Genomic DNA, 12986 nt, shown 5'->3' with positions numbered 1-12986 from the left:
TATTATTTTGCTTCAGTATAATAAATATCTAATTTAAGTCTTTTTTCTTCACTTGCTTCTGTTCCATAAAGAACGGTTCCTTGCCTAGAAAGCACTGTTGCCGACGGTATTTTTATAGCTTCTTCATTTCCTTCTAAAGCAACTTCCGACATGGTAGAAACATTTACGTTTTGCGAAACTACAAGTCCTAGTTTAGTATTTGTAGAATCTTTCTTTAAAATATCGTTAACATAAGCCGTTAAACGCAATTTGTATTTACGCAAGCCTTCTTTGGTTTTTGATAAAGGTTCTAAATGAATTATTCTAGAAGCTATTGGGAATGCTTTATTTGCCGTAGGATCCATACTATAATCGTACAGCACAGCATTATTATTTACATCGTACAAAAACAACCTTTTAGGTTGTGTTGCTTCATCTGCTGCAACTTGGCTTTCATCTACATAAAAAGTAAGGTTTGCTTCATTAATCAGCCAATCTTTACTACGTAAGTTTGCTAATTCTTCTTCATCTTGAAAAACATCGATAATTGCCATAGCGCCCTGCCCTCCTTTAAGGTACAACTTATCGTCTTGTGGTATGCTTTGTTCTTCTGTATTTTCTACATTAAACATGTTTCCAGAAAATTTCATTTGGAAACTTTTCAGGTATTTATCGTCTGAATTTTGAGGAGCTCCTCCTGCTGGCTTTGTTTCTACATTATAGTAAATGGTAATTCCTGCATCTTCTGAAGATAAATCAAACAAACTCAGAACTCCGTCGTTTGATGTTAATTTTTCTGCTTGAATATGTATTCCTCTAAAATAGTTTTGAAAGTTATCATTACTTAAAAGCTCATTAGAGCCTTCTTTTTCGATAATATGCTGTTGAAAATACTCTTTAGACAAGTGTACTCTTAAGCGTGGTGTTTTAGAAACCGTATCCAACTCTCCTTCTTTTATCTGGTAAATTACTTTACGAACAGCAGAAGGTGTAAAGTTTGTAACTTGCGCTAAGGGCTGACTCTCTTTTTGCTGGTTAAACAAATCATACTGATTAGAATAGTAAACTTGGGGTTTAAAATCATTATCAGGATCTTCCGAGCGCAAGAAATAGTTAGTCCTGTAAACCGAAAAATTAATTTGCCCTAAACCAAATTTGTAAACAGAGTCTAATTTATATACATTTTCTCCATTATCATCTATACCTGTTGGTGTACTAAAGTAGGGTAACGTAAGCACCACACTATCTACAATGGGTTCGTCTCCAAAGGAAGGATTGGTTTTAGAGAGTGTTAATTGCGAAATAAAATCGGTTTTTGTAACTCCAAACACAGGGTCTTTATAAACTCCCATATTTAAACTTGATTGCCCGTTAGTTTGTACTTTTTCTATTTTTTTGCTGATTGCAGAAATCGAGGTCTCGCTATATAACAGGTTATTAAAGTTATTGTTATCCACCATTCCGCTTCCTATTTCGGAAACATCATTTTCGCAAGCAAAAAAGCTTAAAATTACAACGCTTAAGCTTATTGCTTTAAGCATTTTCGATTTTAGATTCATATACATTAATCTTCTTTTTCGTTAAGCACATCTCTCAGGTAAAACTCCTGATAAGCTTGTGCAAATTCTTGTTTTGGTTTAAAATCTAATTTAGGTTTATCTGCATTTTCTATATACGCATTTATTCCTTCCGGAAGCACTTCACTTGCTTTTATTATGGCGTCTGAGTTATCTACAGCAATTTTCATAATGTTTTCATAGGTAGGTTCTGCTACAATGGTTGTTTTTTCTTCCTCCAATCCATCAAACAATATTTTTTTCTGCATTCCATCGTCCAGCGCACCTTCAAACCCTCTTGCATATACCGAGGTTACAATTTTAGAATCTTTAAACAAGGGTTCATTTCCGTAATAATTACGCAAATACAATGGCAATAATGATGCCAACCAGCCATGCACATGGATTATATCTGGTGCCCAATTAAGTTTTTTCACGGTTTCTATTACCCCTTTTGCAAAGAAAATTGCTCGTTCATCGTTATCCGAAAACAAGTTTCCATCCTCATCGGTAAGTGTTGCCTTACGTTTAAAATAATCTTCATTATCAATAAAGTAAACCTGCATACGCTCTTTAGGAATCGATGCTACTTTAATAATTAAAGGCATATCAAGGTCGTTTATCACTAAATTCATCCCAGATAAACGGATAACCTCGTGTAGTTGATGCCTACGTTCGTTTATATTTCCAAAGCGAGGCATAAAAATACGTATTTGCCCGCCTTGACTGTTTACCATTCTAGGAGCTTCAAAAGACATCGATGAGATTTCAGTTTCAGGTAAATAAGGTACAACCTCAGAAGATACGTATAAAATGCGCTTATCTTTCATAAATTTGACTCTTTGTATTTAATATTAACGATAAAAAACAGGCAAAATTACAAAATTTTACGCACTTTACCACCAAATATATTAGTTTTGCACCTCTTAAAACTCTTGTGTGTGAATATTTTCTATAAAAAAAATGCACTTCGTGATGCATTAAAACCTTATAAGGAAAAGCATTTAAAAATTGGACTTGTTCCTACTATGGGAGCTTTACACGATGGGCATATCTCTCTTGTAAAGCAAGCCCTTAACACTTGCGATGTTGTCGTGGTGAGTATTTTTGTAAACCCAACACAATTTGATAATCCAGACGATTTACAAAAATATCCAAGAACGCTCCCCGCAGATACTGCCATGCTTAGCAACAGTGTAACCGCCGAAAAAGTAATTGTTTTTGCCCCTTCGGTAGAAGAAGTTTATGGCGAAAACCTAACCTCACAAAGCTTTGACTTTGGCCCTATTGCAAAAGTTATGGAAGGCAAATACAGAGATGGGCATTTTGATGGTGTAGGAACAGTTTTAACTAAACTTTTTGCTGCAGTTAATCCACATAAAGCATATTTTGGTGAGAAAGATTACCAGCAGCTACTTATTGTAAAAAAGCTAATTGAAATTACCCATTTACCTATAGAAATAACAGGTTGCCCTATAGACAGGGAAGAAAGTGGTTTAGCCAGAAGCTCCAGAAATCAACGCCTTACAAGACAGCAAAAAGAGCAAGCTGCATTTATATACCAGATTCTTAAAGAATTAAAAAATAAATTTTCTTCTAATAGCATTGAAAACTTACGTAAATTTGCAACGCAAGCTTTTGAAAAACACCCGTACCTAGAGTTAGAGTATCTGGAAATAGCAGACGCCCAAACTTTAGCACCGGCAACAACTAAAAAACCAAACAAAAAATACCGTGCATTTATTGCTGTATATGCAGAACCTGTAAGGTTGATTGATAATATTGCACTAAACTAATACTAAACTTATAATATTATGCAAATTCATGTAGTAAAATCTAAAATTCATCGGGTAAAAGTTACTGGTGCAGATTTAAATTACATCGGAAGTATTACCATAGATGAGGATCTTATGGATGCGGCAAATATTGTTGAAGGCGAAAAAATTCAGATTGTAAACAACAATAACGGAGAACGCCTAGAAACCTATGTAATTCCTGGCCCACGAAAAAGCGGAGAAATTACACTAAACGGTGCTGCCGCCAGAAAAGTAGCCGTAGGCGATATTCTTATCTTAATTACCTACGCTATTATGACACCCGAGGAGGCAAAAACCTTCTCTCCGTCATTAGTATTTCCTAACGATGGTAACCTTTTAAAGTAGTTTATTCTTGCCTAAAACAAAACTCATATCCATAACAAAAACCATACTCCCACTCTTGTTGGGAGTTTTTTTAATACTATACTCTATTGGGGAAGCCAGCCCCGAAGAACGTACAAAATTGTGGAAAAACATCACGCAAGCCAATCCGTATTGGCTTCTTCTTTCTGTTTTCCTAGGCTGCCTTTCTCACCTATCCAGAGCTTACCGCTGGCAATACCTATTACAACCCATGGGTTACAAAACAAGCTTCAAGTTAAGGTTTATGGCTATTATGGCAGGATATTTAGCCAATATGGGAATCCCTAGATCTGGCGAAATTCTCAGAGCGGCGAGCCTTTCTACTTACCAAAATATTCCTTTCGAGAAATCATTTGGAACTATTATCTCAGAACGTGTAGCCGATTTGGTGATGCTGCTTATTATATTAGGAGGAAGCCTAATTTTTAATCAACACCTAATTATAAACTTCCTTAAAAACTATAACATAAATCCTTTTTTCACCATTATACTTTTAGGCGGTTTATTAGCAATTGGCCTATTAGGTTTACAAGTGCTAAAAAAAACAAAACACCCAATTTTACAAAAAGTTAAAACCTTTGGACAAGGAATACTCGAAGGCATGAAAAGTATTTTCCAAATGAAACATACTGTTGCTTTTTTAGCGCATACTGTATTTATTTGGGTCATGTACATCTGCATGTTTTTAGTGGTAAAGTTTGCTATTCCAGAAACTTTCGGCTTATCTTTTAATGCTATCATGGCAGCCTTTGTTGTTGGCTCCTTTGCTATTTCATTAACCAATGGAGGCATTGGAATTTACCCTATTGCTGTAGGCGCTATTTTAGTTTTTTTTGGGATAAGCAAAGAGGCAGGAGAGGCTTTCGGATGGGTTGTTTGGGGCACACAGACCTTATTGAACTTAGTGTTAGGAGGACTTTCGCTACTATTACTCCCTATTCTCTATAAAAAACAGCAAAAACAAAGCTGCTCTTGAACCTTTTTGTTAGATTACCCCTCTAACAATTTAAAAGTAACTATTTTAGCAAAATAGCCTCTACTAGAATGCGAATTTTAATACCTTTTTTATTATTTTTTAACTGTAACCTGCTTGCACAGGATTACACCACTATTCTTCATAAAAAAAGAGCAGATAGGTTTATGTTTTTCAGAAACAACTTTCATATAAACACTAAACTTTTAAACGACTCTACTGCTTATTTTCATGAAGTAAACAAGTTATTACAATTAGCCATAAAAGAGAATGATAAAGAGCTTGCTATGGAAGCCGAATTCTTAAAATACGACTTTTTATCTTCCCGAAATTACCCCGATTTTTTAACAGAAGTTAACGATTTTAAAGACCGAATTGATAAAGAAGGCATCCAACACTTCCAGGCAAGAATACGGCAGTTATTAGGTTACTATTATTTTTTTGAAACAAGACAATACGAAAAGGCTATAGAGAACTTCTCACAATCCTATAGTTATATAACAGACCTCTCTCCCGATGTTTTTCCAGACAAACAAGAGGCAATTTACAACATTGCCTATATTTACTACGAAATAGGCTATAAAGAAACCGCTTTAGAATACTTAAAAATAGCCGAAAAGCTCTCAAATACCTACTATCCGCAATTACCCTTAAGCATAGATAACACTAAAGGGATGATCATGGAGTTTAAAGGACAATTAGACAGTAGTTTAATTTACTATACGAAAGTATATAACTTGGCAGAAGAAAATAAATTTCCTACATGGAAAAGAATCGCAGAAAACAGTATTGCTCGAGTTTATTTTTCACAAAAAAAATACAACAAAATACTAGAGCTGTTTCAAGAAGAAATTAACTTACTTAATCCCGACAGGGACATTAATGTAAAAATTAATAGGTACGAAATGCTTGCCTACACCTACATTGCATTAGGTAAAGAAAAAGAGGCCATCGCTTCAATAGACACCTTAGAAAAACACCTAGAAGGAAGAAATACACGCTGGATGGACCTAAAAAAAGTTTTACCCCTTAAAGCTTATTCTCATCAAAAAAAAGGACATTATAAAGAGGCTTATAAACTACTAGATTCTGCCTTGAATTTTACAAACCTCGACAACAAACTTAAAAATGCAGAACTACTAAAACAAGCTGACCAAAAAGAAAACATAGAACGGCATTTAAGGCAACAACAAGAAATTAAAAATCAGAAAAAAATAAATTTCATTTCACGTATTGCCAGCTTAATAATTATCAGTTTAATAGCGCTTATTGTCTATGTACTAATACAAAAACAAAAAACAACTTACAAAAATAAACAAATGAAGCTAGAGCTTAGAAATAGAGAGATTTCTAAAAAACTAACCGCTTCAGAAGCTAGGCTAAAGCAGTTTAGAAACTTTTTATATACAAAAAACAAAGAAATACAAGCCTATAGAAACGAGCTTGAATCCTTAGACAAAACAACTGAAAACAGTAAGGAAGTAACCGAGCGAAAAAAGAAACTAAACAAGCTTCTCGAAAAAGCCATGCTAACCGACGAGAGTTGGCTTGAGTTTAAAAAAGCCTTTACCGAATCTCATCCTGATTTTTTAAAAAATTTACAACACGAGATTCCCACACTTACTCCATCGGAAATTCGTTATATTGTATTGCTAAAATTAGGACTTGAAGCAAAGGAAATTGCTTCGATTCTAGGAATTCAACCCAGTAGCATACGTATCTATAAATACAGAATACGAAAAAAAGTAAACGCTAATGATGATGCTTTTTTAGAAAAGAAAATTTTCAATCTATAAACTAAGCCTACCTTATTAGCTTTATAATACTCGGGTATAAATTTCCTGTTTTTCCTTTACTTGTTTTAACAGCAAAAAACACAGGCAATAGTATATTTAGCAGATAAAGTCCTACGCACAAATAAAACGGAATAGCATAATACGTATAATGCATAATTTTTAAAAAAGCATAGAGCAGCACAAAAACAAAGCTAAAAACAGACCAAACTAACTGAAAATTCAACAAGCTTACCCCTACTTCTCTAAGTCCAATTACTTTATCTTTTTTATTCATCCACATAATTAGCGGAATTATTACATTGCCTATAGGGATTACCAAAAAAGTTAACACCGATAGGTGAAAAACAATTAGGTAGTTTTTATCTCTTTGCTTCCCTTCATCAAAAATATCTTCCGTTTTCACTGCTAGCGCTTCACAAATTAAATTCAAGGTTTGGCCGCGCGGCTCACTTTCGTTATTTTCAATTCGCTGAATTGTTCTTAAATTTAGTTTTGCTAATTCGGCCAAGGCTTCTTGAGAAAGTCCTTTTTTCTTTCTTATTTCCCTAATTTTTTCTCCTATTTCAACCATAGTTAATTTCAACTTAATGTTTCGCAAAACTACCCATAAAACCTTTTTTATATAACGATATTGTTACGACATTCTCACGACATTGCCCTTAAACACTTGTTTTAGTTACAAACTTACAAGAATTTATTATTTACAGATATCATTAATTTCAGTGATAAAAACATAAAGTTTAAATTCTAATTTTGGATTGTAAAACAAAAGCAATAAAATTATAGAATTACCAATTAGTAATGAAATTTGGGTTTGTTTTTTAGAAATTAACCCCAAAGTTTACAATACCTACAAAAAAACACCATGACAAACATAATACAGTATACCGAAGATTTAAACAAAATGAAATGGGATGATTTTAATTTTAATGCTTTCCAAGTAAACACACTTCCTCCACTCAAAGACCCAGACCACTACAACAACTGCTTTGTTTTTAGAGATTCACTTCTAGAAGCAATTGAGAAGCACTCTGGAAAAGAAGTGTTTAAATTGTTGCTTATAAGCCCAGATAACATAAGCAGCACAAAATTCTACACCATTGCCTTTTTGGAAGGCAAATTTATCTTAACCGCCGAGATAGAAAACACCAACCTTTTTAGCACCTGGTTTAGCACCCTAAACCGAAACAAAAACAATACTAAAAAATTAAGCTCTACCATATATTCTTTTGGAAAAAATTTATTTAGCAGCCAACCCGCATCAAATTTCAAAGAAAAGTATTCTTATAAAAATACCGGCGCACTTATCGCAGATTTTATACCCAACCAATTTATAGCCGAAAAATTAGCAAAAGAAAAAGCAGACTTCCTAGGAAATTTTATTCAACTAGACGCTAAAATTGATTTCACCAAAGTAAAACAACACTTTGAAACCTTACTAACAGAAAAAGAACTAGAAATTATCCCACCAAAAAATAACGAAACCATCTACACTGAATTTGAACAAGAAGCAGGCTTCCCTTTTCCCGCTATAATTAAAAACTTTTTAAGCCTACACAACGGGGTTAAAAATACAGCCTTTATGGGAGCCGAAAACATTTTAAAAGAATGGAAGGAGTGGAAAGCAATCTATGATGACTGGACACAGGAAGAATTGCTAGATACCTATAGTACAAACCAAGGTAAAACCCTACTTATGTACACCACGCCATATTGGATTCCGTTTTTTGATTTACAAAACGGCAATTTTTTAGCCTTCGATTTTGCTCCCAATACAAAAGGAATTCCAGGCCAAATAATTCGTTACGGCGCCGACCAAGAAATTGGCTACATCCATGCAACTAGTTTAATTGATTTTCTAGAAAAACTAATGGACAATGAAGACGAAATTATAAATTAAAACTGGTTTTACAAACCTTAACCCACCCTAAAAAACCCCGATGACTATCGTAAAAACCCTTCCCAGTGGTATAACGCTAAAAGGTACAAGTAAAATACTTGTTCCAACAATGGCATATTTTACAGATAATTTTGGTAATACCAGAAAAACTAATACATCAATAAATGTTTATAATCTAATTTTTGTGTTAGTTCACAAAAATTTTATCAGCTAGAGGTGTTCATGAATCAACAAAGTTGATTTCAATCCAACTAACAGTTTTACAAAAATAGCTGTAAATCCAATTAGAAAGATCTCCTGCTTTTTAAAGCAAACATGGGAAAATTAATATAGTTTATAACTAACTTCTATAATAAAAAACACATCGCTTAATCATTTTTCATTAAAAACCCTAGAAAATTAGATAAAAATACACAAAACACAAATCACTTGTTTTAAGCACTTTATATGCGGTACAAAAATTTGTCCCCTTTTTGTCCCCCCTTCAAAACAACTCTTCCAACGTAAAAGCTTCTATTTTTACGCTATTTATATTAGTACATCGTATTTTTTCTAAAAGAAACAAACGCTGTTTGAAAAAAGTTTTTAGCAGCCCTTTTCTTTAAAACCAATTAAAATTATGAAAAATAATTACCAAACAAGCTTCTTCCTAAAAAGCATAGTTTGCCTAATGTTTGCTTTATGGGTTACATCTTCTAGCACAGCACAAACACCAACACCAAGTAACGGAATACTTTACGTTAACAAAACTGTAAACGGTGGTAATGGCTCGGGCGATTCTTGGGCTAACGCCATTCCAGAACTTGCCGATGCCCTAAAATGGGCAAGAACAGAACACGATGCTAACAATAACTGGTTACAAAATGATAGTTTACAAATCTACGTAGCCAAAGGCACTTATTTGTCTCTTTACAATGCTGCCGATGGACAATATACCAACAACGGAAACCGCGAAAATGCTTTTGTCATGGTCAAAAACGTACAACTCTACGGAGGCTTTGACCCTACCAATGGTGTTACCAACTTAACCCATACCCGAGATTTTTCTGAAACCACAGGAAGCATTTTAAGTGGAGATTTTAACAATGATGATGTTGTTACAGGTAGCGGTGCTTCGCTTAGTTTTAGTAATAACACCGAAAACGCTCACCATATACTTATAGCTGCAGGTAATCTTGGCAATGCCCTACTAGATGGGTTTAGCCTTATTGGAGGAAATGCAGATGGAACTAATCCTATCCTCGTTAACGGGCAAGATATATGGAGATATTCTGGCGGTGGGATGCATAATCGTAGTTCTTCACCAAGCTTAACCAACGTAAGCATTGCAAACAATACAGCAACTAATAAAGGCGGTGGGATATATAATTATTTTTTTTCTTCACCAAGCTTAACCAATGTAAGCATTGCAAACAATACAGCTAGTAACGGAGGCGGGATGTATAATTATTATTCTTCACCTATTATAAACAACAGTATTGTTTGGGGAGGAACAACCGATGATAATAGTAGCTACACTGCAAAACACTCATTAATACAAGGAAATAGCAATACAAGCAACGGTAACATCGATGCTACAGGCTTAAGCGAAACCGATATTTTTACAGATCCTGCCAATGGAGATTATAGCTTAAAAAATGGGAGTCCTGTTATAAATAGGGGAGATAATAGTCTTTACACCAACGCAGGTGGAGACCTAAATAACGATATCGACCTAGCCGGTAACCCGCGTTTAATTGGAAACACCATAGATATAGGAGCTTTTGAAAGTCAACCTATTATCATTAGCCCAGATGCAAACAATATTCTTTATGTAGATAAAAATGTTACCGGAGGCACACAAACAGGAGATTCTTGGGCAAACGCCATTCCAGAACTTGCCGATGCCCTAAAATGGGCAAGAGCAAAACACGATGCTAACAACAACTGGCTACAAAACGATAGTTTACAGGTTTTTGTTGCCAAGGGCACCTACAAACCGCTATATAGCCCAAGAGATGGTGCTAATTTTGCAGATGAAGGAAGAGACAACACTTTCTTGATGGTCAAGAACGTACAACTCTACGGAGGCTTTGACCCCGCTAACAACATTACCGATTTAACCCATACCCGAGATTTTACAAGTACTACAGGAAGCATTTTAAGTGGAGATTTTAACAATGATGATGTTGTTACAGGAAGTGGGGCTTCACTTAACTTCACCAATAATACAGAAAACGCTTACCACGTAGTCATCTCTGTTAAAGATGTTGGCAACGCTTTATTAGATGGGTTTTCCATTACAAATGGGAATGCAAATGGAAAAAAAGGTAATTATACGAAAGTTAACGGAGAACTTATAGGCCCTAATTCTGGAGGTGGGATGAGCAATTATTCTTCTTCACCAAGTTTAATCCATGTAAGCATTGCAAACAATACAGCAGATTGGGCTGGTGGGATGCGTAATTATACTTTTTCTTCACCAAGCTTAACCCATGTAAGTATTACAAACAATAAAGCAGATGGAGAAGGCGGTGGGATACATAATTCTTCTTCTTCTTCACCAAGCTTAACCAATGTAAGCATTGCAAACAATACAGCAAATAAGGGCGATGGGATGTATAATGCTTCTTCTTCGTCAACCATAAACAACAGTATTGTTTGGGGAGGAATATATGGTGGTAACTACACAGCAAAACACTCATTAATAGAAGGAAATAGCAATACAAGCAACGGTAACATCGATGCTACAGGTTTAAGCGAAACCGATATTTTTACAGACCCCGCCAACGGAGATTATAGCTTAAAAGATGGGAGTCCTGCTATAAATACAGGAAGTAATAGTCTTTATACAGGTGATATAAATAACGATACCGACCTTGCTGGTAACCCGCGTTTGTATGATAACATGATAGACATGGGTGCTTTTGAAAGCCAAACCCCTACCATTATTTTAACTCCAGATGCAAACAATATTCTTTATGTAGATAAAAATGTTACCGGAGGCACACAAACAGGAGATTCTTGGGCAAACGCCATCCCAGAACTTGCCGATGCCCTAAAATGGGCAAGAACAGAACACGATGCTAACAACAACTGGCTACAAAATGATAGTTTACAAATCTACATAGCCAAAGGCACTTATTTACCTCTTTACAATGCTGCCGATGGACAATATACCAATAACGGAAACCGCGACAACGCTTTTGTCATGGTTAAAAACGTACAACTCTACGGTGGCTTTGACCCTACCAATGGTGTTACCAACTTAAGCCATACCCGAGATTTTACAAGTACTACAGGAAGCATTTTAAGTGGAGATTTTAACAATGATGATGTTGTTACAGGAAGTGGGGCCTCACTTAACTTCACCAATAATACAGAAAACGCTCACCACGTAGTCATCTCTGTAAGTGATGTTGGCAACGCCCTATTAAACGGGTTTTCCATTACAGGCGGGAATGCAAATGGAGGTAATCATATAACCGTTAACGGACAAATTATATGGTTACATAATGGTGGCGGGATGCATAATCATAGTTCTTCACCAAGTTTAACCCATGTAAGCATTGCAAACAATACAGCAACTAATGACGGCGGTGGGATGTACAACCAAAATAATTCTTCTCCGAGCTTAACCAACGTAAGCATTGCAAACAATACAGCAGTAGATTGGGGCGGCGGGATTTGTAACCTTAATAACTCTTCACCAAACTTAATCAATGTAACTATTACTAAAAACAGCGCAGACTATGGCGGTGGGATGGATAATACTAATTCTTCACCAAGTTTAACCAATGTAAGCATTGCAAACAATACAGCGAATTATGGCGGCGGGATGTATAATTATAGTTCTTCACCTATTATAAACAACAGTATTGTTTTGGGAGGAATAAGTAATAGTTCCGGTAGTAATTATACAGCAAAACACTCATTAATACAAGGAAATAGTGATACTGCCAACGGTAATATCGACGCTACAGGCTTAAGCGAAACCGATATTTTTACAGACCATGCCAACGCTGATTATAGCTTAAAAGATGGAAGCCCTGCTATAAATACAGGTAGTAATAGTCTTTATACAGGAGACCTAAATAACGATACCGACCTAGCCGGCAACCCGCGTTTGTATGATAACATGATAGACATGGGTGCTTTTGAAAGCCAAACCCCTACCATTATTTTAACTCCAGATGTAAACAATATTCTTTATGTAGATAAAAATGTTACCGGAGGTACACAAGCAGGAGACTCTTGGGCTAACGCCATCCCAGAACTTGCCGATGCCTTAAAATGGGCCAGAATACAACAAGATACTGATAGTTCGGTTTTTAACACCCAAGCCCTACAAATTTATGTAGCCAAAGGCACTTATTTGCCTCTTTACAATGCTGCCGATGGACAATATACCAACAACGGAAATCGCGACAACGCTTTTGTTATGGTTAAAAACGTACAACTCTACGGTGGCTTTGACCCTACCAATGGTGTTACCAACTTAAGCCATACCCGAGATTTTACAAGCTCTACAGGAAGCATTTTAAGTGGAGATTTTAACAATGATGATGTTGTTACAGGAAGTGGGGCTTCACTTAACTTCACCAATAATACAGAAAACGCTCA

9 protein-coding genes are annotated in these 12986 nt (G+C 35.5%); 6 read left to right on the top strand and 3 right to left on the bottom strand.

The annotated features are described in order from the left end of the window. Positions 1-2: 2 nt before the first annotated feature. Together bamH and GGR32_RS07820 are read right to left on the bottom strand one after the other, a co-directional pair. Complete coding sequence (bamH, locus tag GGR32_RS07825) at positions 3-1538, bottom strand: BamH family beta-barrel-assembly machinery protein (protein ID WP_183477648.1); 1536 nt, start codon at positions 1536-1538, stop codon at positions 3-5. Positions 1539-1543: 5 nt separating this feature from the next. Further along, entirely contained in the window at positions 1544-2365 is an 822-nt protein-coding gene (locus GGR32_RS07820) for a glycogen/starch synthase (protein ID WP_183477647.1), read from the bottom strand. 111 nt (positions 2366-2476) lie between these two features. Here GGR32_RS07820 and panC point away from each other — a divergent pair, with 111 nt between their 5' ends. The 4 genes from panC to GGR32_RS07800 all read left to right on the top strand — a co-directional run bounded on the left by panC (position 2477) and on the right by GGR32_RS07800 (position 6484). Then, entirely contained in the window at positions 2477-3331 is an 855-nt protein-coding gene (gene panC / locus GGR32_RS07815; RefSeq protein WP_183477646.1) for a pantoate--beta-alanine ligase, read from the top strand. An 18-nt stretch (positions 3332-3349) separates the two neighbouring features. Continuing rightward, positions 3350-3697, top strand: coding sequence for an aspartate 1-decarboxylase (panD, locus tag GGR32_RS07810; protein ID WP_183477645.1), 348 nt, complete (start codon positions 3350-3352; stop codon positions 3695-3697). A 7-nt stretch (positions 3698-3704) separates the two neighbouring features. Continuing rightward, positions 3705-4691: a lysylphosphatidylglycerol synthase transmembrane domain-containing protein gene (locus GGR32_RS07805; RefSeq protein ID WP_183477644.1), complete on the top strand. Its 987-nt coding sequence runs from the start codon at positions 3705-3707 to the stop codon at positions 4689-4691. A 68-nt stretch (positions 4692-4759) separates the two neighbouring features. Further along, positions 4760-6484, top strand: coding sequence for a tetratricopeptide repeat protein (locus GGR32_RS07800; RefSeq protein WP_183477643.1), 1725 nt, complete (start codon positions 4760-4762; stop codon positions 6482-6484). Between the two features lie 7 nt (positions 6485-6491). On the opposite strand, the gene GGR32_RS07795 is transcribed toward GGR32_RS07800, so the two are convergent. Then, positions 6492-7055, bottom strand: coding sequence for a helix-turn-helix domain-containing protein (locus GGR32_RS07795; protein ID WP_183477642.1), 564 nt, complete (start codon positions 7053-7055; stop codon positions 6492-6494). A 294-nt stretch (positions 7056-7349) separates the two neighbouring features. Here GGR32_RS07795 and GGR32_RS07790 point away from each other — a divergent pair, with 294 nt between their 5' ends. Together GGR32_RS07790 and GGR32_RS07785 are read left to right on the top strand one after the other, a co-directional pair. Next, on the top strand, positions 7350-8384 hold the full coding sequence (locus GGR32_RS07790; RefSeq protein ID WP_183477641.1) for an SMI1/KNR4 family protein: 1035 nt from the start codon (positions 7350-7352) through the stop codon (positions 8382-8384). Positions 8385-9003: 619 nt separating this feature from the next. After that, positions 9004-12986: beta strand repeat-containing protein (locus GGR32_RS07785; RefSeq protein ID WP_221403706.1), on the top strand; the 3983-nt coding region annotated here is incomplete at its 3' end.

Origin of the sequence: Mesonia hippocampi (assembly GCF_014197445.1) — a bacterium.
Taxonomy (GTDB): Bacteria; Bacteroidota; Bacteroidia; order Flavobacteriales; family Flavobacteriaceae; genus Mesonia; species Mesonia hippocampi.
Note: the sequence above shows the minus strand (reverse complement) of the source record. Positions and strands in the feature narration are given on the sequence as shown.